The 21,758-nt window shown below is 37.7% G+C and carries 22 protein-coding genes, 1 tRNA gene, 2 pseudogenes and 1 riboswitch; of the genes and pseudogenes, 10 read left to right on the forward strand and 15 right to left on the reverse strand.

The features are described from left to right. The first annotated feature begins 80 nt into the window (after positions 1–80). On the forward strand, positions 81–1,301 hold the full coding sequence (gene hmpA / locus ACVIJU_RS06020; protein WP_456687387.1) for an NO-inducible flavohemoprotein: 1,221 nt from the start codon (positions 81–83) through the stop codon (positions 1,299–1,301). Between the two features lie 56 nt (positions 1,302–1,357). On the opposite strand, the gene ACVIJU_RS06025 is transcribed toward hmpA, so the two are convergent. After that, positions 1,358–1,480 carry a hypothetical protein gene (locus ACVIJU_RS06025; protein WP_339212004.1) on the reverse strand — a complete coding sequence of 41 codons (123 nt, stop codon included), beginning with the start codon at positions 1,478–1,480 and terminating at the stop codon, positions 1,358–1,360. Between the two features lie 54 nt (positions 1,481–1,534). Between ACVIJU_RS06025 and ACVIJU_RS06030 the strand changes: the two genes are divergently transcribed. Continuing rightward, complete coding sequence (locus ACVIJU_RS06030) at positions 1,535–2,950, forward strand: SpoVR family protein (protein ID WP_456687388.1); 1,416 nt, start codon at positions 1,535–1,537, stop codon at positions 2,948–2,950. 73 nt (positions 2,951–3,023) lie between these two features. Here the strand turns inward: ACVIJU_RS06030 and ACVIJU_RS06035 are convergent, their stop codons facing one another. The 3 genes and pseudogenes from ACVIJU_RS06035 to ACVIJU_RS06045 form a co-directional block, all read right to left on the reverse strand. After that, positions 3,024–3,713 carry a TerC family protein gene (locus ACVIJU_RS06035; RefSeq protein WP_066250886.1) on the reverse strand — a complete coding sequence of 230 codons (690 nt, stop codon included), beginning with the start codon at positions 3,711–3,713 and terminating at the stop codon, positions 3,024–3,026. Between the two features lie 52 nt (positions 3,714–3,765). Next, positions 3,766–4,040 (reverse strand): annotated as a pseudogene (locus ACVIJU_RS06040) (YkvA family protein). After that, on the reverse strand, positions 4,003–4,449 hold the full coding sequence (locus ACVIJU_RS06045; protein ID WP_063387267.1) for a sporulation protein: 447 nt from the start codon (positions 4,447–4,449) through the stop codon (positions 4,003–4,005). The pseudogene ACVIJU_RS06040 and the gene ACVIJU_RS06045 overlap by 38 nt, the downstream one beginning before the upstream one ends. 378 nt (positions 4,450–4,827) lie before the next feature. On the opposite strand from ACVIJU_RS06045, the gene ytvI reads away from it, so the two are divergent. Further along, positions 4,828–5,856: a sporulation integral membrane protein YtvI gene (gene ytvI / locus ACVIJU_RS06050; RefSeq protein WP_063387477.1), complete on the forward strand. Its 1,029-nt coding sequence runs from the start codon at positions 4,828–4,830 to the stop codon at positions 5,854–5,856. A gap of 141 nt (positions 5,857–5,997) precedes the next feature. Next, positions 5,998–7,089, forward strand: a complete 1,092-nt coding sequence (locus tag ACVIJU_RS06055; protein ID WP_066250881.1) for an AI-2E family transporter — start codon at positions 5,998–6,000, stop codon at positions 7,087–7,089. A gap of 75 nt (positions 7,090–7,164) precedes the next feature. Here ACVIJU_RS06055 and ACVIJU_RS06060 read toward each other — a convergent pair. The 7 genes and pseudogenes from ACVIJU_RS06060 to ACVIJU_RS06090 form a co-directional block, all read right to left on the reverse strand. Then, positions 7,165–7,238 (reverse strand) — tRNA-Pro (locus ACVIJU_RS06060). A 60-nt stretch (positions 7,239–7,298) separates the two neighbouring features. Continuing rightward, the gene (crcB, locus tag ACVIJU_RS06065; protein WP_063387269.1) at positions 7,299–7,661 is read right to left on the reverse strand and encodes a fluoride efflux transporter CrcB; all 363 of its coding nucleotides are present in this window, start codon (positions 7,659–7,661) and stop codon (positions 7,299–7,301) included. 12 nt (positions 7,662–7,673) lie between these two features. Beyond that, positions 7,674–8,081, reverse strand: a complete 408-nt coding sequence (gene crcB / locus ACVIJU_RS06070; RefSeq protein WP_063387270.1) for a fluoride efflux transporter CrcB — start codon at positions 8,079–8,081, stop codon at positions 7,674–7,676. A gap of 86 nt (positions 8,082–8,167) precedes the next feature. Further along, entirely contained in the window at positions 8,168–8,458 is a 291-nt protein-coding gene (locus ACVIJU_RS06075; protein ID WP_117016941.1) for a hypothetical protein, read from the reverse strand. A gap of 186 nt (positions 8,459–8,644) precedes the next feature. Further along, positions 8,645–9,689: pseudogene (locus ACVIJU_RS06080) on the reverse strand (ribonucleotide-diphosphate reductase subunit beta). Positions 9,690–9,701: 12 nt separating this feature from the next. Then, positions 9,702–11,966 (reverse strand): ribonucleoside-diphosphate reductase subunit alpha, encoded by a 2,265-nt coding sequence (locus ACVIJU_RS06085; protein WP_066250873.1) that lies wholly within the window; start codon positions 11,964–11,966, stop codon positions 9,702–9,704. 136 nt (positions 11,967–12,102) lie between these two features. Continuing rightward, a riboswitch (cobalamin riboswitch) is annotated at positions 12,103–12,281 on the reverse strand. Between the two features lie 133 nt (positions 12,282–12,414). Further along, on the reverse strand, positions 12,415–12,855 hold the full coding sequence (locus tag ACVIJU_RS06090) for an Hsp20/alpha crystallin family protein (protein WP_063387274.1): 441 nt from the start codon (positions 12,853–12,855) through the stop codon (positions 12,415–12,417). 518 nt (positions 12,856–13,373) lie between these two features. Here ACVIJU_RS06090 and ACVIJU_RS06095 point away from each other — a divergent pair. The 5 genes from ACVIJU_RS06095 (at position 13,374) to ACVIJU_RS06115 (ending at position 17,977) form a co-directional block, all read left to right on the forward strand. After that, positions 13,374–14,585, forward strand: a complete 1,212-nt coding sequence (locus ACVIJU_RS06095) for an ABC transporter substrate-binding protein (RefSeq protein ID WP_063387280.1) — start codon at positions 13,374–13,376, stop codon at positions 14,583–14,585. Between the two features lie 89 nt (positions 14,586–14,674). Then, the gene (locus ACVIJU_RS06100) at positions 14,675–15,535 is read left to right on the forward strand and encodes a branched-chain amino acid ABC transporter permease (RefSeq protein WP_094246385.1); all 861 of its coding nucleotides are present in this window, start codon (positions 14,675–14,677) and stop codon (positions 15,533–15,535) included. Continuing rightward, positions 15,536–16,528, forward strand: a complete 993-nt coding sequence (locus tag ACVIJU_RS06105; RefSeq protein ID WP_094244607.1) for a branched-chain amino acid ABC transporter permease — start codon at positions 15,536–15,538, stop codon at positions 16,526–16,528. After that, the gene (locus ACVIJU_RS06110; RefSeq protein WP_063387278.1) at positions 16,525–17,280 is read left to right on the forward strand and encodes an ABC transporter ATP-binding protein; all 756 of its coding nucleotides are present in this window, start codon (positions 16,525–16,527) and stop codon (positions 17,278–17,280) included. The genes ACVIJU_RS06105 and ACVIJU_RS06110 overlap by 4 nt, the downstream gene beginning before the upstream one ends. Continuing rightward, entirely contained in the window at positions 17,273–17,977 is a 705-nt protein-coding gene (locus ACVIJU_RS06115) for an ABC transporter ATP-binding protein (RefSeq protein ID WP_429646306.1), read from the forward strand. The genes ACVIJU_RS06110 and ACVIJU_RS06115 overlap by 8 nt, the downstream gene beginning before the upstream one ends. Positions 17,978–18,350: 373 nt before the next feature. On the opposite strand, the gene ACVIJU_RS06120 is transcribed toward ACVIJU_RS06115, so the two are convergent. From ACVIJU_RS06120 to ACVIJU_RS06130, 3 genes are all read right to left on the reverse strand, one after another. Further along, positions 18,351–19,640 (reverse strand): globin-coupled sensor protein, encoded by a 1,290-nt coding sequence (locus ACVIJU_RS06120; protein WP_063387275.1) that lies wholly within the window; start codon positions 19,638–19,640, stop codon positions 18,351–18,353. 729 nt (positions 19,641–20,369) lie between these two features. After that, entirely contained in the window at positions 20,370–20,576 is a 207-nt protein-coding gene (locus ACVIJU_RS06125; RefSeq protein WP_063387284.1) for a DUF1657 domain-containing protein, read from the reverse strand. Positions 20,577–20,651: 75 nt separating this feature from the next. Next, positions 20,652–20,867, reverse strand: coding sequence for an alpha/beta-type small acid-soluble spore protein (locus ACVIJU_RS06130; RefSeq protein WP_063387285.1), 216 nt, complete (start codon positions 20,865–20,867; stop codon positions 20,652–20,654). Positions 20,868–21,116: 249 nt separating this feature from the next. On the opposite strand from ACVIJU_RS06130, the gene ACVIJU_RS06135 reads away from it, so the two are divergent. Then, the gene (locus tag ACVIJU_RS06135; protein WP_063387286.1) at positions 21,117–21,362 is read left to right on the forward strand and encodes a hypothetical protein; all 246 of its coding nucleotides are present in this window, start codon (positions 21,117–21,119) and stop codon (positions 21,360–21,362) included. Between the two features lie 83 nt (positions 21,363–21,445). On the opposite strand, the gene ACVIJU_RS06140 is transcribed toward ACVIJU_RS06135, so the two are convergent. After that, positions 21,446–21,643, reverse strand: coding sequence for a hypothetical protein (locus ACVIJU_RS06140; protein WP_063387287.1), 198 nt, complete (start codon positions 21,641–21,643; stop codon positions 21,446–21,448). Positions 21,644–21,758: the final 115 nt, after the last annotated feature.

The following is a 21,758-nucleotide window of genomic DNA, read 5'->3' on the forward strand; positions in this document are numbered from 1 at the left end:
GCTTTTAAGACGAAGATCAACTATTTTAAAGATATATATAAAATACATCTTTTTTTAAAAAGACAAAGGAGTGCAAATTTATGTTATCCGAACGTACTATTGAAATTATAAAGTCCACCGTGCCTGTTTTAGCTAAGCAAGGAACAGAAATCACAAGTCATTTTTATAAACGAATGCTTTCTAATCATCCGGAGTTATTAAATATTTTTAATCATACAAACCAACAGAAAGGAAGACAGCAAACAGCGCTAGCAACCACACTTTATGCTGCTGCCGAGCGCATTGATCAATTGGAGACGATTTTACCAGTTGTGAAGCAAATTGCTCATAAACACAGAAGCTTAGGGGTTAAAAAAGAACACTATCCAATTGTCGGCGAAAATTTATTAGCAGCTATGAAAGAAGTGTTAGGCGATTTAGCAACAGATGAAATTATTTCTGCGTGGGAAGAAGCTTACAACGAAATTGCAAACGTATTTATCGAATTGGAGCAACGAATGTATGCTGACGCTGAAAATATGGAAGGTGGCTGGAAAGACTTTAAGCCGTTTGTTGTTGTAGATAAAGTAAAAGAAAGCTCTGTAATTACATCGTTTTACCTAAAACCGAAAGATAATGCTGTATTGCCATCATTCCTGCCCGGACAATATGTTACCGTAAAAGTAAAAATAGACGGCCATCAATATTTGCTGAATCGTCAATACAGCTTATCAGACGCTCCTGGCAAAGAATATTTTCGAATTTCTGTTAAACGTGAGGCAGAACCGGATCAACCAAAAGGGGTCGTATCGAATTACCTGCACGATGATGTTCAAATTGGAGATGAGCTTAATATTAGCGTGCCTGCTGGCGATTTTACATTGGATGTCACGCAAAACTCGCCGGTTGTTTTCATCAGCGGCGGTGTTGGAGTAACGCCAATTATGAGCATGCTGAATACAATAGCAAAAGAAAATCCTTCTAGACCGGTTCGTTTTGTTCACTCTGCTAAAAATGAAGATGTTCATGCTTTTCGTTTGGAAGTAAATGAGTTAATGAACAGGTTGCCAAATGGAACATCCTTTATTTGTTATACGGAGCCGTCACGTCAAGAAAGCGCCAATCATACAGGTTATATGACTAAAGACATTCTTAAGCAATTCATATCTGAAAATGCAGATTATTTTATTTGCGGCCCTGTGCCATTTATGAAAGCAGTCATTAATTATTTAAAGGAGCTGGGGGTTGCTTCCGAAAATATTCATTACGAATTTTTTGGACCAGCTTTACAAATTGCGCAGCCTGAAGGTTCGACCATTTAATGTAGTTTTTCCAAAAAAGTTTTTAATATTTGGTGCCGTGAGAAGGCACCATTTTTTTATAAGATTGTGTATTTTTGAACAGGAATGTCTCCCTTTTTTGCTTTTCGTTTGGTGACAGGCAGTTCAAGATGTGAAATGGAAATAGTGCAATCTGACACAACGTTCAAAATGTTTTTCATCATCTCCCGTTTGTTTTCATAAATTGTTGTAAGGAAAAAGAAGGGGGATGAACAATGAACAAGGAGGATCATAAAGTTCTTCAATATGCAATTGAAGAAATAACAGAAATCGCAAAGGGGTTTGGTCTTGATTTTTATCCGATGAGATATGAAATTTGTCCAGCTGATATTATTTATACATTTGGTGCATATGGAATGCCGACTCGTTTCTCCCATTGGAGCTTTGGAAAGCAATTTCATAAAATGAAGCTCCATTATGATTTAGGTCTTAGTAAAATTTATGAACTGGTGATTAACTCAAATCCTTGTTATGCCTTTTTGCTTGATACTAATTCTCTTATTCAAAATAAACTAATTGTTGCACATGTCCTCGCGCATTGTGATTTTTTTAAAAACAATATTCGCTTTAGTAATACGAAACGGGATATGGTCGAAAGCATGGCGGCAACAGCGGAAAGAATCAAGAAATATGAACTTTTATATGGAAAAAGAGAAGTGGAAAAATTTTTAGACGCGGTTTTATCCATCCAAGAACATATTGATCCGTCTTTAGTTCGGACAAAACTTTCTTGGAGCTTGGATGATGTTGATGAGGAAGAAGAGCTTAAGACATACAAAACACCGTATGATGATCTCTGGTCTTTAGGAGAAAAAAAAGAAAAAAGTGAACAGACAATCAAGAAAAAGAAAAAATTCCCTCCCAAACCGGAGAAAGACGTGCTTTTGTTTATCGAAGAGTATAGCCGGGAGCTTGAAGACTGGCAGCGTGATATTTTAACAATGATGAGAGAGGAAATGCTTTACTTTTGGCCTCAGCTTGAAACAAAAATAATGAATGAAGGCTGGGCGACGTATTGGCACCAGCGGATCATGAGAGAGCTGGATTTGACCTCTGATGAAGCAATTGAATATGCTAAATTAAATGCGGGTGTCGTACAGCCGTCAAGAACGAGCATTAACCCTTATTATTTAGGTTTAAAAATATTTGAGGATATCGAAGAAAGGTATAACAATCCGACAGAGGAAATGAAAAAGCGAGGAATTCAACCCGGTTCGGGCAGGGAAAAGCTGTTTGAGGTGCGGGAAATTGAATCGGATATTTCATTTCTTCGCAACTATTTAACAAAAGATCTTGTTATGCGGGAAGACATGTACTTATTTCAAAAACAAGGCAAAGACTATAAAATTGTTGATAAAGATTGGGAAAAAGTGCGGGATCAGCTCGTAAGCATGCGGGTGAATGGCGGTTTTCCGTACATTACGGTAATGGATGGGGATTATATGAAAAACGGCGAACTATATTTAAAACATTGGTATGAAGGGATTGAACTTGATATTAAGTACCTTGAAAAGGTGCTTCCATACATTTATCAGCTTTGGGGGAGAGGTGTCCATTTAGAAACGATTATTGAGGATAAACCTGTTTTATTTAATTTTGACGGCCGGAATGTCCATCGAAAATATTTGTAATGATGGGGCAAGATTGTCTTGCCCCACGGAATTTGTTTTTAGGCTTTAGGAAAAACGGTATCAGCATCATTTTTTAAGATGCTTCTTCTTTTGCTTCCACAGGGGAAGCTTTTTTCTTTTTTAAATATCCGGCAAAAATAACGCCTGCAACAAGAATAATCGTTAATCCCCATTTTAGAAGCGGGTTTTCTTCAAAGAAGCCTTTTAGAAATTTTTCATCTACGATCATTTTGGCTGCTGTAAAGGCAATAACGGCAGCCCCAATTGTCACGATAACTGGGAACCGTTCAATCCATTTGATGATGAGCGTGCTGCCCCACACAACGATTGGAATGGAAATTAACAATCCGATTATGACTAAAAGGAACGATCCGTGCGCGGCACCGGCAACCGCTAAAACATTATCAAGCCCCATTAAAGCGTCTGCTACAATGATCGTTTTCATAGCGGACCAAAAGCTATTCCCGGTATCGACGTTATGCTCTTTTTTATCGATGAGAAGTTTATAGGCGATCCAAAGGAGAAGAATTCCGCCGACTAATAGCAGTCCAGGGATTTTTAAAAGCCAAACAACCGCAAGCGTCGCAATTGCCCGGATAAAAATCGCTCCAAATGTCCCCCATATAATGACCTTTGTTTGTTGGTGTTTCGGCACATTTCTAGCTGCTAAACCGATTAGAATGGCATTATCACCAGCTAAAACAAGGTCAATGATAACAATCGAAAGTAATGCTGAAAAAAACTCAGGTGAGAATAGTTCCAATATTTATCACTCCTCAAATATTTTATACTCATTTCGATGTTTTTATCCTTTGTTATGCAAGACAATATTTTTCCTGTAATTCCTTCGGAGCCATTTTGATCATTTGTTGCATGATAAAAGTAAATATAACGACATCATCCACAATTCCAATTAAGGACAGGAAATCTGGGATTGCATCGAACGGCAACAGGAAATATCCAATTATGAAAGCGATCGAGAATAGCTTTTTTTCCTATTCACCTCCTTCGATAAGAAAAATTCAAATATAAAAGGGAAAAATGAACGAAAGTTATAAATGAACCGAATTCTTTTCCATATTTTTCTCATCGTTTTCCCCTCCACTAGGTTTATTTTTTAAAATTTGTATTGTGTCATGATCCAGACTATCGATTCCTTCTTCAAACACTAATGTTGTTTTAAAACGGTATGTTAAACTGTCTGTTGTTGCGGGAAGATGCTTTGGTAAAACAAATTCAAAAGGAATTTTTGCGCAATCAGCTGGATCGATTATGTCAGGAGCGAATAACGTAATGGAGGCGATTGATTGCTGATCAGCCTGATTGTTTATTTTCATAAGATCACATTGCAGCTGCTTAATCTTTTGAGTTATAGTGCCTCCTTTAATGTAGAGCGTGCCTGTTACTTTTTCTCCTGGCGAATACGTTTCTTTATCCAGTACGAGATCGACTGTTGCAGAGCCTATTCCGATTTTGGACATATATTTTCTAAGCAGCAACTCAAATCATCCTCCCAAAAATTGTTTTAAGATGCAAAAAGACCTTTGCCATTTTTATGGCAAAGGTCTCGCTAACAACATCCAGTTGTTCAATAAAGCCGGTGGATTCCTCCACGAAATGACGACTTTATTGTTAAGCTACTCCCCTTTGGGAATTTTTATTCTTATTCCGTTTTTCTAATTTGATTATATTGGTCAAATTGCGATTTGTCTAGTATTTTTTTTACTGAAGTAAATGTGTTTTGCAAAATGTCGGAACAAATAACAATTTATAAAAATAATAAGGAATTTCAATAGTTCAAATGGAAAATCCGCGATATAATAAGGATAACATGATGATTTTGAGTATAGAATAGATAGGAGAATGATGTATTGAAAATGAAAAAGTATCTTCCGCTTATCATCATTGGTATTGCCATTCTTATACTAATACCGTTCAGCATCCCGATATTGCTTGCGCTGCTTACAGCTCTTGTACTTGAAAAGCCTATCAGCATTCTCCAAAATCGATTTAAAATAAAAAGACCTTATGCAGTTTTGCTCATTTTTGTTGTTTTTTTACTCTTATTATGTATTCTAGGCTTTGGTTTGATAAACTTTATATATACAAACTTTGTGAGTTTTATAGAAAATATCCCTTTATATGTTAGAAAATTCAATCATGATTTTATTAATCCTCTTCTTGATACGTGGGAAAATTATTCCGCTTCCCTTCCAGAAGGTGTCATGACGTCTATTGAAATTTCCATTAATAATTCTGTCAATGCAGTTGACGGTCTTGTGAAGCAATTGATGGAATCGCTCATATTATTTGTTTCCGGCATTCCTGGCTTTTTCATTGAAGCGCTGATTTACTTGATTGCTCTTTATTTAATCAGTTTAGATCTGCCGAAAATATGGGCTTCGCTCGAGACCATGCTGACAGAAAAAACGAGAAATAAAATAAAATATGTTGTGAATGATCTTTACAAAGCAGGCTTCGGCTTTATTAAAGCGCAAGTTATCTTAAGTTTGCTGACATTTATACTAGCTTATATTGGGTTGGTGCTGCTTCGTGTAGATTATAGCTTGATTTTGGCAATCATTATCGTGGTTGTTGACATCCTTCCAATATTGGGAACAGGATCGGTGCTGGTTCCTTGGGCTATTTATGCATTTAGCCAGGGGCAAACCAATCTCGGAATAGGATTAGTTGTCTTATTTCTTGTGATCACTGTCGTCAGACGTGCTGTCGAACCGAAAATTATGTCAACCAACATGGGAATAAGCCCTCTTGCCGCCTTGATCAGCATGTTCATTGGACTAAAGATGCTCGGTATATTAGGTTTATTTTTAGGTCCAGTTGTTGTGATTTTGTTTGAAACATTGCGAAGAGCAAACATTATAAAGCTTAACATAAAAATTTAAAAAGGTTTTCCTTAAATTTGAGCGGAAAATTTGGATTAGAAGCAATAGGAGGATTGAAAAAAATTGCTTAGAATATGTAAATACATGATATTCTAAATATTGGAACGAATGTTGCAAAATTGGATGCGGGAGGCAAGCATTTTGTTTAAATCAAAACTTCATTTTTGGACGTTAGAAATACTTTTGATCATTTTGATCTTATATTTCAGCACAAAAATATCTTTTCTTTTTGAGCCCATTGTGATCTTTATAACTACTTTGTTTTTTCCTATAATTATTTCCGGTTTTCTTTACTTTTTGTTTGCTCCGATTATTGGCTTTCTTGAAAAGCGAAAAATTCCAAGAGTGCTGGCCATTTTGATTTTGTATATCGTGTTTATCGGAGGAATTTCGATCGCCATCGGATTGGTAGGTCCTACGATTGTTAAGCAGTTTAATGATTTAATTCGAAACATTCCTTTTTATATAACAAAAACGAGAGAAATCATTGAAAACCTCTATCAAACAAGCTGGTTCCAATGGGTATTGACGCAAGATTATTTTTCCATTGAAAAAATTGAGAGCACCATTACGCAATATGCATCGAGAATTACAAATAATATTACGAATGGCGTTCAGTCCGTTTTCAGCGTTATCACAAATATAACACTCATTATTGTCACGGTGCCGTTCATTTTATTTTATATGATCAAGGACGGACATAAGCTGCCGCACCAGGTCGTAAAGTTTTTTCCGAGCGATTTCCGCGATGAAGTTATGATTATCTTAAAGGAAACAGGCGAAACCTTATCTACCTATATTCAAGGACAAATGCTTGTTTCCATGTTTGTCGGGCTCTTTACGTTTATCGGATACTTAATTATTGATCTGCCATATGCTTTGCTGCTTGGAATAACTGTGGCAATCACCAATATTATTCCGTATTTAGGTCCGTTTATTGGAGCTGCTCCAGCCGTTATTGTCGGCTTGCTTGATTCGCCTTTTAAAGCACTTCTTGCGATTATTGTCGTGACAATTGTTCAGCAAATTGATGGGAATGTGATTTCTCCGTTTATTATCGGCAAGAGGCTTGATACACATCCGTTGACCATTATTATTTTGTTGCTTGTTGCAGGAAATATCGCGGGAATTTTGGGGATGATTTTGGCTGTTCCAACATATGCTGTAACCAAAACGGTTGTGATTAACTTATATAAATTAATTAAACTGAGGAAAGGGATTAAAAAGACGTAATTCAAAATATAAGCCGCTTGAAAAAGCTCAAGCGGCGTTTTTGGTTTTAAATGATGATTTAGGAGATTTACAGAGTCGGGATGACAGGATTCGAACCTGCGACCCCCAGCACCCCATGCTGGTGCTCTACCAAGCTGAGCTACATCCCGCTGGACAATCTGTATTATAAAGAAAAAATCAAACCATGACAATATGATTCAAATAAGTTTTTAAAATATAGCGCCTAGTTGGAAGCCGAGAAAGGCAAACAAAAGACCGAACGCATAGCTTGAAAGAAAATAGCAAATGGACACTGTTTTTTGTTTTTCTGTTAACAGCTGTTTATTTTCAAGCTGAAACGTAGAAAAGGTGGTAAAGGCTCCTAAACATCCTGTTCCAAATAACAGTAGATATGCTTCTGAAATATTCATGCCGATCAAAAGGCCGAGCAGGAAAGATCCGCTGACATTGATAATAAATGTCGCGACAGGGAACTTCATATTGCTTTTCTTTTTAATCCAATTGGTGACGATCAAGCGGGCATTAGCTCCTAAAAAACCTCCGATTCCTACAACGATAAAGTTGAAAAGCATTACTCTTCACTCCTATTCATGACGGGCCGTTCGTGCGTTGTGCTGGGAAAGCATTTTTCGGCCAAGATGATAACCAGACGAAACAAATAAATAACCGCCTATTAAGCTTGACAATGTATACATAATGGCTGTTTCCCATTTATCGGCAATCATCAATTGAATGTTCTCAAAACTGAAGGTTGAAAATGTTGTGAATGACCCGATTAAGCCAGTACCGATCGCTGCGGCAAAATGGGGAGGAAATCCTTTTATTTTAAATACATATTCAGTCAACCATCCTAAAAGAAAACTTCCAGCCAAATTGGCTAAAAGTGTCGCTGCTGGGAAAGATCCGGTCCAAAAGCTGGAAGTCCATAGGCCGACACTGTATCGAAGGCAGGCACCTGCTATCCCGCCCAAACCGACTAATAAATAAATCATTATATTCACCTCGCAATGGTGGAAAACAACATAGTTCTTTTTAGCCAATATGATTTTCTTAATCTTCGTGAAAACTATATTTCTTTTTAGGGCATCGCCTTTGTAATTGCTTCTATAATGAACGCAATACAAGCTAAAAAGATGGTCAGTAAAGTTGAACATAACAATATGTTTCTGATGACGACAGCAGCTTTGTCGCATCTGCTGAAAGTTTGAAAAGTAAAATATACAAAGATGCCTAATAGAATCGAGGCAAACCAACTTATAAAGCCTGTTTTTGTAGCTAATTTTTGCCAATCAAACATCCAAAAATATAGAATAGCGATATGAATTGTTACTAACAAAATTGACATTATGATCAAGGTTGATTTTAACATAGATCCCCTCCGCACATATTATACCATGGCATGGAAAAATGGGATGCTTAGGTTCCCAAAAAGATAAGCTCTTTTAAAAGAAAGTAGTTGCTTATCGAACAATTCTTTCATAGCATTCCTTTTGGTTTGGCAGCAGATAAAAAAACGGGCAGTCTCTGCTGCCCGTTATCATGAGAACGTAAATTTTTACAACTCATCAAAGCCGTTATCAATCGTGTTGACTTTTGTATATTGTCTCGATTTTTGTTCAAAGAAGTCTGATTTTCCTAAGTCCACTTCTTCATAAGCCCGTATCCATTTCAAAGGATTTGTCCGATAGCCTTCAAAAGGACGTTCGAATCCCAGCTGATTGGCACGGAAATTCGCATAAAATTTAATATAGCTCTCCCACATCTTTTAAATGCAGGCCTTCAATGTCATTGCCGATAATTACACCGGCCCATTCGATTTCCAGCTCGGCTGCTTTCATAAATGTTTTCGAAACGAATTGTTTCAGTTCATCTGTATCATATTCAGGATATTGCTTCAGCACCGCTTTGAAAATTTTTTCAAACAAACCTACGTGTATTTGTTCATCACGGTTAATGTAGTTAATCATCGTGCTAGTGGCTACCATCTTTTGGTTTCTGGCTAAATTATAAAAGAATGCGAAACCGGAATAGAAAAATAAACCTTCCAGTATGACATCAAAGACGATCGATTTCAACAAATTCTCCACATTCGGATTTTCTGCAAATGCTTTATACCCGTTGGTGACAAATTCATTTCGCTTCCTTAAAACCGGTTCGTTCCGCCAATATTCAAATACTTCATCCTGTACGTTTTTAGGCACGATGCTTGAAAGAATATACGAATATGAATGGTTATGAATCACTTCCTGCTGAGCGAGCAAGATCATTAAGGCGTTTATGCTCGAGTCTGTAATATAATCAGCAACTTTTCCGGCATAATCGGTTTGAATGCTGTCTAATAAAGCTAAGAGGCCGATAATTTTTAAAAATGCGTCCTGTTCTCTTTCTGAAAGCTCAGGAAATTGCTTCACATCTTGAGCCATATTGATTTCAAAAGGTGTCCAAAAGTTTGCGAGCATCCGTTTATATTTTGGATATGCCCACGGGTAGGCGACATCATCCCAATTGAGCACGTTGGAACATTTTCCGTTCACTATTGCTGTTGAACGGTTTGGTGCATCAGGATCCATAATAACTCGTTTTGTTAATGTTTGCTCCATATTAATTCCTCCTTAACTTGCACATGATTCACATTCATAAATGTCGCTTGATGTCGAACGGACATAATACGTTGTTTTTAATCCGGATTTCCAAGCTGTCAAATGAAGCTCCAGCAATTCTTTCGCTTTAATCGTGTTTAGGACGTAAAAGTTGAAGGAAATGGACTGGTCAATATGTTTCTGGCGCACTGCATTTTGTTTAATGCTCCATGTTTGGTCGATCAAATAAGCGGATTTATAATACCAAGTCGTTTTCGCATTTAAGTCGGGAACGGTAACTGGAATTTTGTAGTCTTTCTTTTCCTCTGAATAAACTTTTTGGAAAATTGGATCGATGCTTGCTGTGCTTCCGGCTATAATGGAGGTCGAGGCGTTCGGTGCGACCGCCATTAAATAGCTGTTGCGAATCCCAAAAGTCTGCACTTTTTCCTTTAATTCCTGCCATTTTTTTGACGTATAACCGCGGATCTCAAAATATCGCCCTGTATCCCACTCCGAGCCTTTAAAGAGAGGGTATGCGCCTTTTTCTTTTGCGAGCTCCATACTCGACTGAATGGTTAAATACGCAATTTTTTCATATAATTGGTCGACAAATTGGACTGCCTCGTCGCTTTCCCATGTAATTTCCTTTAGTGCAAATAAATGATGCATGCCAAACGTTCCAAGGCCGATTGCACGGTATTTTTCATTTGTAAGCTTTGCCTGTAATACCGGAATGTTATTTAAATCGATAACGTTGTCCAGCATCCGCACTTGAATAGGGATTAAACGTTCCAGAACGTTGTCTGGGACAGCCCGTGCCAAGTTGATGGAAGAAAGGTTGCAGACGACGAAATCGCCGGGCTTTTTCACAATGACAATTTTTCCATCTTCAACATATTGTTCTTCAACAGTAGTAGCACTTTGATTTTGCGCAATCTCTGTGCATAAATTGCTGCAATAAATCATGCCGGCATGCTTGTTTGCGTTTTTTCGATTCACTTCATCCCGATAAAACATAAAAGGCGTTCCCGTTTCAAGCTGGCTGATCATAATCCGTTTCATTATTTCAATCGCAGGCACTTTTTCTTTAGATAAGGAAGGATGATTCACGCACTCAAAATATTTTTCCCGAAAGCTGCCGTTACCTTTTTCTTCATCATAATAATCTTCCAGACTGAATCCCATGACTTTGCGAACTTCGTGGGGATCGAACAAATACCAGTCCCCGCGCTTTTCAACTTGCTCCATAAATAGGTCAGGAATGCATACACCTGTAAATAAATCATGGGTGCGCAGCCGTTCGTCTCCGTTATTTAATTTTGCATCTAGGAAGGCGAAAATATCTTTATGCCAAACATCCAAATAAACGGCAATTGCTCCTTTTCTTTGGCCGAGCTGGTCGACGCTCACTGCCGTATTATTTAATTGCTTCATCCAAGGAATGACACCTGATGAAACTCCTTTGAACCCCCGGATATCGCTTCCGCGGCTTCTGATTTTCCCTAAATAAACTCCAATGCCTCCGCCGCTTTTAGAAACATTGGCAATATCAGTGTTCGAATCATAAATGCCTTGAAGGCTGTCGTCTACCGTATCAATAAAGCAGCTTGAAAGCTGACCGACTGATTTTCCTGCATTAGCCAATGTAGGTGTTGCAACCGTCATATATAAATGGCTCAATGCCCAATACGCTTCCTTTACAAGATGCAAACGTTTGGACGGATGCTCGTTGATCATTAACGTCATAGCGATGATCATAAAACGTTCCTGTGGAAGCTCAAATGTTCGTTTATGAAAATCTTTAGCTAAATACCGGTCGTAAAGGGTCCTTAATCCGATGTATGTAAACAGCTTGTCCTTCTCAGGATCAATGGCATTTCCCAGCTCCATAATTTCCTCTTTTGAATAATGCTCTAGCAAAAGAGGGCTGTAGATTCCAAGATCGGTTAATGTTTCGATTAACAAATAAAAATCGCCGTAGCCCGGTTGGTTGTAATTTCTGTTTTGGCTCGCTTCATAGTAAATTTTTTCAAGAAATACGTGTGCAGCTAAAAAAGTCCAATCCGGCTCACTTTCCGAAATGTTTGCTAAAGCTTCAATAATCAGCAGGTTTGTAAATTTTTCAAGATCATCAATCTGCTGGTATTGTAGGGTTGTCGACACTCTCTCGCTGTATTCATGAAAGGAAAGGGATGGAAACTTTTTTTCAAGCTGCCTTAGATAAAGCTCCCAATCGCTCCTGTTAAAATGATTTTGAAAAACCTCGTATAGATTTAATGCTTTCGTAATATTCATCAAACATCCTCCTTATCAAAATAAAAAACCGCCCAGGAAGCTGAGCGGATCAAACGATGATTAAAAGGGAGGCGGTTTACAAGGCGAAACTACTCCATTCAAACCATCGTTTCATCTTCCCAACCCCCGAAGAATTAGAAACGTTCGGACAAAGGCAGGTCTCCTGACTCGTGCTTCATCCTACTTTGAATCCTTCCCATACGAAACGTACAGTGGATTATTCATTTCGTAGCACTCACAGTTGCGGGGACAGTTCCGGATTCTCACCGGATTCCCTTTTAAGCTGAAAACAGCACCTTTGTCGTTAGGTTTTCAATATATAGTATTTAATTGTTTTTGATTACACAATATATAGATTTTTGATGTTATATATTCATCATAATCGTACTTGGCGAAAATTGCAATAAAAAAGTGAGGCTGATTGAAATTTTGCAACCTCACGAAACAATTAATGAAACTGAATATCAATTTTCTTTTTGTTGTTTTCGGTTTGTTTTGGAATACGGATTTCCAAAACGCCATTTTTATATGTCGCGCTCACTTCTTCTTCTTTTACATTTGCCGGCAATGCAACAGCGCGGTGAAACCGCCCTACAAACCGTTCGCGTCTATGCATTTCTTCTTCCTTTACTTCTTTGCTTCTTTGAATTGTGCCGCTGATCGTAAGAACGTTGCGATCAAGATGAATGTCAACGTCTTCCTTTTTTTCAAGGCCGGGCAAATCACACGTAACAATTACTTCATTAGCAGTTTCATGAATATCAAGCCGGGGGGTATTCATAGTCTCAAAGTTTTCAAAAAAATGCGGGAAGCTTTCAGAAAAAACGCGATTCATGTTTCGTCTAAATTGGTTGATCTCAGAAAAAGGATCGTAAGGAATGAGAGCCATATGATTGTTCCTCCTTTGATTTTTTTACAGAAAATATTATTTGTGTTGGGAAGAGAAATATACATAAAGCAAAGTTTAAATTACTGTTTTTAATCATAAAAATATAAATAAGTCCGCTGCATCCAAATCGTTTCGTGTTTGTTGCTTTTAAAAGCACAACCTAGCAAAATTTGGTGAACGAATGGATAGCATATTGTTGTTATTAAACAAGAATTTACATACGCAGAAAATTAAGTAAGCTGCTTAATTGCAGCCATGCTGGGAATTAACAGATCAAGCTGGATAAATTCACAATGATTGGAAACCGCTGTTGGACAACTTTATAAATTTAAAAATTATTCTTTCGTTGCACATTCTGAAACAACGATGTTGTGAAGACAATCTGCAAGCAATAATATAAAAAACAATAATAAAAAAATTTGGAATATTAAAAAATATAAAGAAGGGAGGGAAAAGCTTTATAACCTTGCAATTCAAAAAATGAAAGCGTTTAACTAATGCTTTTAGGGGGGTATAAAATGGTGGGAAAAGGTAAATTTTGGAGTGTTCTTTTTATTACTATAATGTTGATTTTATCAGGTTGTTCAGGATCGGCTGTAAGCAATAGCAAGTCTAATTCCAGCGGTGAAAAAGATACAATCAAAATTGGCGTCATCCTTTCTTCAACTGGAACATTCGCTCCGCTTGCGGAAAGCATTAAAAATGGATTTAACCTTTATCTTGAAGAAAATGATAACAAGTTGGGCGGAAAAAAGGTGGAAATAAAATTTGAAGATGATGAAGCAAACCCGCAAGTTGCTTTAAGGAAATATCGCCAATTAGTCAAGAATGAAAAAGTAGATATACTTGTTGGACCAATTTCTTCAGCAGTCGCTTACGCATTGAGAGACGAGGTGGAGAAAGACAAAATTATATTAATTGATGCCAATGCTGCCGGAAACGATCTTTCCTGGAGCAAAAAAAGCGATTACATTTACCGCCTGTCATTTTCCAACTGGCAAAATGGCAGCAGTGCTGGAGAATATTTAGCAAAAAATGTTGGAAAAACAGCGGTAGCGATTGCACCCGACTACCCTGCAGGAAAGGAAGTTGTTTCCGCTTTTAAAGAAGCTTTTGAAGCTGCTGGCGGTAAGGTAGTAAAAGAAATATACCCTAAATTAGGAACGAATGATTTCGCAACGTATCTTACTGATGTAGCCCAAGTAAAGCCTGAACTAGTTTTTACATTCATGGCAGGCAGCGATGGAATTCGGTTTGTTCAGCAATACAATGATTTTGGCTTAAAGGGAAAAATTCCGCTGTCAGGTCCAATGGAATTTGGCGATCAACTGATCCTCGAGCCTACTGGTGAAGCAGCAGAAGGAATCATTTCTGGCATACTGTACTCGCCTTGGCTAGAAAATGAGGAAAACAAAAAGTTTGTAGAGGCATATCAGGAAAAATACGGAAAGCTGCCAAACACTTTTTCAGTGGGAGGCTATGACTCCGCAAAAGTCATAGATATAGCGATTAAAGAAGCAGGAAGCACAAATGCAGAGGATTTAATAAAAGTCCTTAAAGGGATTTCCTTTGACAGCCCACGCGGACCAATTACGATTGATCCAAAAACGAACAACCCAATACAGAATTTCTACATCGCAAAAAACACAAAAAAGGATAATCAAATTGTCCCTGAAGTACTGGAGACAGTCGAAAAAGTAACGATGCCTGAAAAAGCTCCTGCAAATTAGTCCATGTAACAGGATTGGGATCTGGGGCAAAGTTCTCCAGTCCCAATTTGTCGTTTCATAAATTGAGAAAGTGGGGGATCGTTTTGTCATTGTCTATATTTTCTGTACAGCTATTAACGGGATTAGCGTATGGGATGCTGTATTTTATGATAGCAGCAGGGTTGACGATTATTTTAGGAGTTATGAATATTGTTAACTTGGCGCACGGTACATTATTTTTACTTGGATCCTATATGGCCTTTACCTTTATGAATCAACAATTCAGTTTTTGGATTGCTTTATTGCTATCAGTTGCTGTTACGGCAGTGATCGGGATTATTATTGAAAAATTATTTATTCGGCAAATTTATGGGAAAGAGCTTGAGCAGGTGCTGCTCACATTTGGTTTAGCCTTCGTTATTGCGGATACCGCAAAGTGGATTTGGGGTACAGAGCCTCAAACGATGGCTGTCCCTGCTTTGCTCGATTCGTCGATCTCCATTGGACCGATGGTTTTCCCTTTTTATCGGTTGTTTGTTGTTTTAATTGGCTGTCTGCTAGCGTTGCTTCTTTGGTATTTTGAGAGCAAAACTAGAATCGGCGCGATTATTCGTGCAGGTGTGGATGACAGGGCAATGGTTTCAGCTCTTGGAATAAATGTTGGGGTCGTATTTACTGGAGTTTTTGCTTTCGGTGCAGGACTAGCTGCGTTGAGCGGAGTATTAGGAGGACCGTTAATCGGGATGTATACAGGTATGGAATCAGACATTCTCGTTACATCATTAATTGTTGTAGTGATCGGCGGCTTAGGTTCGTGGAAAGGCTCTTTCATTGGTGCAATTCTCATCGGATTGATTGAGACCTTCGGCAAGATTTGGTTTCCTTCATTATCAATGCTAATCGTATTTCTTCTCATGGTTGTAGTATTAATTATCCGTCCTCAAGGGCTATTTGGAAGGGAGGTGGCATAGTTGAAAAAGAATATTTTAATTTTCATTGTATTTCTGCTTATTGCTTTCGTTCTGCCCTTCGTTTTAAGTGTGTATGGGATAGATCTTGTTTCCGAAATCTTCATTATGGCTATTTTTGCCATGAGTCTTGGTTTAATAATGGGGTATGCAGGAATGGTTTCACTAGGTCATGCAGGATTTTTCGGAATTGGAGCCTATACCGTGGCACTTCTCGGACCGCATATTCCAAATTCCTACTTGTTACTATTTTTTTCTATCTGCTTATCTGGTCTTCTTGCATTGGTTACTGGCGCGATATTTATACGCACTTCGAAATTTTACTTTTTAATGATTACTCTTGCTTTCGGACAATTGCTGTTTGCTCTGGCTTGGCAATTAAAGCAATGGACTGGCGGAGCAGACGGCATGAAAGTTTCCGCTCCTTTGAATCTCGGTTTTGGCGAAATTGTCAGTCCTATAGGGATTTATTCCGTAATGGCAGCAGCTTTTATTATTGTTTATTTACTGCTTAGATTTTTTGTTGAATCTCCAGTCGGTAAAATTGTCAAAGGAATAATGGAAAACGAAGCACGAATGAGTGCATTGGGGTACGATGTACGCATTTATAAGCTTTTAACATATACATTTTCCGGAGCCCTAGCAGGATTTGCAGGATCTTTATACGGATTTTACAACCTTTTTGTAAGCCCAGATGTATCGAGTTGGATGTTTTCGGGTCAAGTTATGATGATGGTAATAATTGGAGGAGTTGGTACGCTGATTGGTCCGGCAATCGGAGCTGGCCTATTCATTTTTTTACAGAACTTTATCAGCACGTACACAGAACGGTGGCCAATTATAATGGGAGCCCTGTTAGTGATTCTTGTGCTGGTTGGCAAAGGTGGAATTATCCATTGGTTTGCTTTATTGAAATCTAAGATTTTTTATAAAAAACGAAAAAATAGCGATGATTACGCTCCGCAGCATGTTGAAAAAGAGGAGGTAGTCAATTGAGTATATTAAAAGTAGAAAATATAAACAAATCATTCAAAACATTACAAGTTCTTCAAAACGTGTCATTGGAAGTTCAGCCAGGAGAACGCCATGTTATCATCGGCCCTAACGGTGCGGGGAAAACAACTCTTTTTAATTGTATTACAAATGTCCTGCCAATTGACTCAGGAAAAATATTTTTGGAAGGGCAAGAAATAAGCAATATGCCTTCCAGTAAATTGGTTCATTTAGGAATGTCGCGAACGTTTCAAAAAAACAACTTGTTCGGAAATTTGACAGTCGAAGAAAATCTTCATCTTGCTTTAACAGCAACGAAACGATATCGCTACCAAATGTTTCATGCGTTGACAAAGCATATCGACCTCAAAAAAGAAACAGATGAAATCCTTGCACAATGGGAGATTTCTACACGCAGAAATGTCAAGGTGAACAATCTTTCCTATGGAGAGCAGCGGCTTCTTGAGATTTTGCTAGCGATGGCGTCTAAACCGAAGATCTTGCTTTTGGATGAACCGACATCAGGAATGTCTCCAGCAGAAACTGCACAGACAGCTGAAATGATTCAAAAGCTTCCTCGGACGGTATCTATACTAATTATTGAACATGATATGGATGTTGTATTTTCCATTGCTGACAGAATTACTGTTCTTCATCACGGAGAAGTGATATTAAGCGGCACTCCCGAAGAAGTTCGAAACAATGAAGAAGTAAGGAAAATTTACTTTGGGGGAGGTGCAAAAGCTCATGCTTGAGCTTCAAAATGTCCATTCTTACTACGGAACGAGTCATATTCTTCAAGGCGTTTCATTTTCAGTTCCAAGCAAGAAATGTGTTGCTCTTCTTGGGAGAAATGGAGCAGGTAAATCAACAACGATTCATACGATTGCCGGGCTGCTTAAACCGCGGAGGGGAAAAATTCAATTTAAGGAACGGCAGCTGAATAACCTGTTGCCTCATCAAATTTCGTGCCTTGGAATTGGATTCGTTCCACAAGGAAGGCGGATTTTCCCTTCTCTTACCATTCGTGAAAACTTGACAATGGCTGCCCGTAAAAATTTAATAGACCGAAATAATAATTGGGATTTGGAAAGGGTATATGAATTATTTCCTGTTTTAAAAGAAAGAGAAAAAAATATGGGTACTGAGCTATCAGGCGGACAACAGCAGATACTTGCAATCGGAAGAGCTTTGATGACAAATCCCAGCTTTTTATTAATGGATGAACCATCGGAAGGATTAGCCCCTGTCATTATCGATCAGGTCGGCGATATAGTTGTAAAACTGAAGCAGGAAGGACTTTCGATCTTAATGGTTGAGCAAAATATATCACTCGCATGCAAAGTAGCAGATGAAATTTTAATTATGAACAAAGGTACTATTGTATGGCAGGGCAGCCCAGATGAATTAATGAAAAATAATGAAATACAACATAAATATCTTGGGGTATAGAAAAACACCACATAACATTTGGAAGAATATGAGGATATATGTTCAATATACGAGCATATATCCTTATTTTTTTAATCTCCAAGCAAAACGATAACGATGTTAGAACTGCGCAAACAATTTTTATAGATCCTCGTACTATTAAATTTGTACAGAACCAAAGTACTTGTTCAGCTTTTTGTGATTCATCCAGAAAAAGAAGGAAAAACATTTGCAACAAGCGGATTTGCCGACGGTACAGGCGGTATGGTGATTTATGAAGCAAACATCTCCCGGCCGCCCTCCTTTTCATCTATCTATTTATGGTTCAGTACCAATAAAAACCCCATCTCTCCTAAGTTCGGAATGATGGGGCTCAAGCGTCTGAAACAAGAATTTATATATGATTGGCCAGCTTTTTTAAATGTTCTGAAGTCTCATTGATTTGCGCAATGAAATTTGTTATATCATCAATGATTTCAGCAAAGTTTTCGAGTTCATTTTTCGTCTTTTCAGTTTGTTCTTTATTTTTGTCGAAGGCATACAAAATATTGTCGAAGAATTGGTTCATCTCTTTCATTCTTTGCGAACCATTGCTTGTAAGCTCTGTTACTTCCACAATAGATGAAGCGGTATCGTTAATTTTCGCTCTGATTTCCTCAATTAAATTGGAAACGCCAAGCACGGAATTTTTTGTTTCTTCCGCCAGCTTTCTCACTTCACTAGCAACAACAGCGAATCCTTTCCCGTATTCCCCTGCGCGCGCCGATTCAATTGCGGCATTTAAAGCCAGCAAGTTAGTTTGTTCAGCAATAGAAGTAACAATCGAGACGACATGATTAATTTTTTCAGAAGTTTGTTCAAGCGACTTTATTTTTAAAGCAATATCATCAGTCCGTTCTTTTATATTGACCATTAAACCGGAGTGAAAATTCAAGTCTTCTCTCCTTGAACTGACCTCTGCTTCGGTTGATGCCGCTGTTTCAAAACGATCAACTGCAATTAAGGCAAATTGTTTGGATCGTTCGTTAATTTTTTGTATAGCTGAATTGGCTGATTCAATAAGATCAGCGAGACGAATGGAGGTTTGGGCGATGTTTTCATGAAGCTCCTGTTTTTCCTTTTCGATTTTTTGCCGTCTTTTTAAATACTCCTCATTATATGCTTCCAGCACAATTTGCTGTTCAAAGTTTAACATTTTTGCAATGGTGACCACCGCTTTATGATAATCTTCCTTCGATGGACACGCTTTCGCAACAACGGAAAAAATAGATTTCTGTAATTGCTGGAATGAACTCATGTACCAAATCGTATCTAATCCAATGCGGACGTGGGCTACAGCAATCCGCTTCATTCTTGTTATATCTTCATCTGTCAAGGATCCGCTAAACATAAGCAGCACATGTTTTTTCAATCTTTCCTTCTGCTTTTCGATCGAGCTGTATTTATTAATTATGTCAATCAAAAATTGTTCTTGATGGAGAGCATCATAAAATGCATCGATAATAAACTTTATGTTTTCTTCAATCGCATCTTTTAATATAAGAGTACAAATAAGATCATCCTTTGTCAGGCCAACCATCGCTAATTGTCTTTGATATTTTTCATCAGTCACTTCAAGTTTTACTTGTTGAAGATCTACTTGTTTTTCAAAAATTGATGGAACTTGTTTTCTTTTTTTAAACATTGGTTGATTTCCCCTTCAAAATTCATTATTAGTGTCCATTGTATATATCGGCAATTAAAAATAGATGATCAACAATTTTTTCAATTAATTTTTAAAATTTATTCAAATTCGTTAAATTTTATATTCGAAAATGAACAATGTTTTATAAAGGCGAAGATTTTAGGATGGTGTAAAACAATAGAAAGACTTCATATTCGCCGAAAAGCACATTCTGAGCAAATAGCCTGTAGATGATGTTGCAGCTGGCGGCATGAATCAAGAATTTTTTTATAATCGACAAATTGCGCGTGCAGTCAAGACTTCCTTGATGGCGCTTTCTTTAACAAAATGATCTTCAGTTTTTTATTCCTTCTCCCAATATTTAGATACTTTAGCAAAAACATGAAACATATACCATAATTTTTTGTTTTTTTTGAAGATTAATTCGATTGTTTGGCAGTCTAGCTCAATGTGATGATCTAACGGATATCGAAGGTTTTTATAGACTTTTATTACTGTAATTGTTTTTAGAAAGATCAGATTTTAAAAGCTTATAACAGCTGCTCGAACGAAATCAGGGAAACACGACACTTCGTGAGTGGATTTGAAAGTTGAAGAGAGGGCGATTTTCCTTTAATGGAATCAAGCTTGGAAGGAATAGAATTAACAGAAATAGAAAGAGGAAGCTGAATTGGAAGGGTTCAAGAACAAAATGGGAAATATCAGGAGAGTGAATGGTCCCCTCCTGATTTATAGCTGTTTAAATTGCGGCTCTTCGTTTTGAATGTAATTTAGCCTCGCTTTTAAATGGTCAAGCACTTCCTGTTGTTGTTTTGCAAGGTTTTGGTATAACTGCTTAGCTTGTTGATCTTCTGTTTCCAGTGCGAAGCTATGTAAGTTCGCAACTGCACTTTCACAGCTTGAAATAGTTTCCATCAATTTTGTACCAACTGTCATTTGAAAAACCTCCTTATTCTCAAATAAAAGGAGACACGGGTAGTGCCTCCATAGCCATGAATATAAATTTTTTAGTTATTGTTGTTGGAAACCGCCAATTTGTTGTTGAGCAAGTGCAACTAAACGCTTTGTGATTTCTCCACCAACAGATCCATTGGCACGGGAAGTTGTGTCTGGTCCGAGATTTACACCGAATTCTGTTGCGATTTCGTATTTCATTTGTTCAAGCGCTTGTTGTGCACCAGGAACTAAAAGTTGGTTAGAGTTGTTGCTGCGGTTTTGTTGAGCCATAATTTTCAACTCCTTGTGAATTTTTTTTTGGCTGGGTTAGCTGGAGTTGCACCAGCGTGAATCAAAAGATTCACTGCCAAACTCGGCTTAACCCACCGGGATGTATGCTGTTCATTAAGTAGTATGAGTAGGATGTAAAAATCTATTCGAAATGAGAAATGGTAATTTCTGTTTTGTGTCGTTACTCTGTAAATCAGACTAGAAAGGGAACATTATACATAAATCAATAACAAATAAAGGAGTTTTCACATGCGAGCCTGTCCGTTATGCAATGGATTTCAGCAACTTCATAAGTATTGTTCCAAATGCGGAGGCATTTTATTAGATGCAGGGAAAATTACTGACTATTTAGATGACTACAGTGCTTATATGGAAATGGACTTGATGAAGCTTTTAGATGGAAAAAGAGATTCACTAAAAAATCATCAATGCATACATCTTTTATATTGCAGCCAATGCCATGAAGGAGAGCATGCAATCATTCAGGAAACATAACGAAAGGGGCTTTTAAGCTTTAAGCTCTGAATTCTTTTACAGCTAAAATTTAAAAAGCCTGATGTGTTTTTCAAACATCAGGCTTACTTTCCGTTATTTTTCTCTATGTCAAAAGGCGGTTCTTCTTCCTCGAGGTCCCTTGCTTCTTCAATATTGGTCGCATTGTAACGGTAGTGAACAGATCCTCCTGAAAGACCTTCATTAATCATTCTGTCAATGTCCATAAACGATTGATCACGACCTTCATATAGCGAATCTTTTACTTCCTTATCCTTATCCATAACCGTATTACCCTCCTTATTCACTGGAATTATTCATTAGGTTGCTCAGGAAAAGGTAAAATTATAAAAAGAATGTATGATATCATGGATGATTACAAAAATTTGTGGCTTGTGC

Source organism: Aeribacillus sp. SP014 (assembly GCF_054055575.1).

Excerpts from the sequence above, each read along its gene's own strand:
- ACVIJU_RS06115 (WP_429646306.1), top strand. The coding sequence starts at position 17,273 with ATGCTTGAGCTTCAAAATGTCCATTCTTACTACGGAACGAGTCATATT.
- crcB (WP_063387270.1), bottom strand. The coding sequence starts at position 8,081 with ATGATTTATTTATTAGTCGGTTTGGGCGGGATAGCAGGTGCCTGCCTT.
- ACVIJU_RS06140 (WP_063387287.1), bottom strand. The coding sequence starts at position 21,643 with ATGGATAAGGATAAGGAAGTAAAAGATTCGCTATATGAAGGTCGTGAT.
- ytvI (WP_063387477.1), top strand. The coding sequence starts at position 4,828 with ATGAAAAAGTATCTTCCGCTTATCATCATTGGTATTGCCATTCTTATA.
- ACVIJU_RS06095 (WP_063387280.1), top strand. The coding sequence starts at position 13,374 with ATGGTGGGAAAAGGTAAATTTTGGAGTGTTCTTTTTATTACTATAATG.
- ACVIJU_RS06030 (WP_456687388.1), top strand. The coding sequence starts at position 1,535 with ATGAACAAGGAGGATCATAAAGTTCTTCAATATGCAATTGAAGAAATA.
- ACVIJU_RS06125 (WP_063387284.1), bottom strand. The coding sequence starts at position 20,576 with ATGACAGTTGGTACAAAATTGATGGAAACTATTTCAAGCTGTGAAAGT.
- crcB (WP_063387269.1), bottom strand. The coding sequence starts at position 7,661 with ATGCTTTTCAACTTTATCGTTGTAGGAATCGGAGGTTTTTTAGGAGCT.
- ACVIJU_RS06090 (WP_063387274.1), bottom strand. The coding sequence starts at position 12,855 with ATGGCTCTCATTCCTTACGATCCTTTTTCTGAGATCAACCAATTTAGA.
- ACVIJU_RS06135 (WP_063387286.1), top strand. The coding sequence starts at position 21,117 with ATGCGAGCCTGTCCGTTATGCAATGGATTTCAGCAACTTCATAAGTAT.
- hmpA (WP_456687387.1), top strand. The coding sequence starts at position 81 with ATGTTATCCGAACGTACTATTGAAATTATAAAGTCCACCGTGCCTGTT.
- ACVIJU_RS06130 (WP_063387285.1), bottom strand. The coding sequence starts at position 20,867 with ATGGCTCAACAAAACCGCAGCAACAACTCTAACCAACTTTTAGTTCCT.
- ACVIJU_RS06075 (WP_117016941.1), bottom strand. The coding sequence starts at position 8,458 with ATGTTAAAATCAACCTTGATCATAATGTCAATTTTGTTAGTAACAATT.
- ACVIJU_RS06120 (WP_063387275.1), bottom strand. The coding sequence starts at position 19,640 with ATGTTTAAAAAAAGAAAACAAGTTCCATCAATTTTTGAAAAACAAGTA.
- ACVIJU_RS06085 (WP_066250873.1), bottom strand. The coding sequence starts at position 11,966 with ATGAATATTACGAAAGCATTAAATCTATACGAGGTTTTTCAAAATCAT.
- ACVIJU_RS06025 (WP_339212004.1), bottom strand. The coding sequence starts at position 1,480 with ATGAAAAACATTTTGAACGTTGTGTCAGATTGCACTATTTCCATTTCA.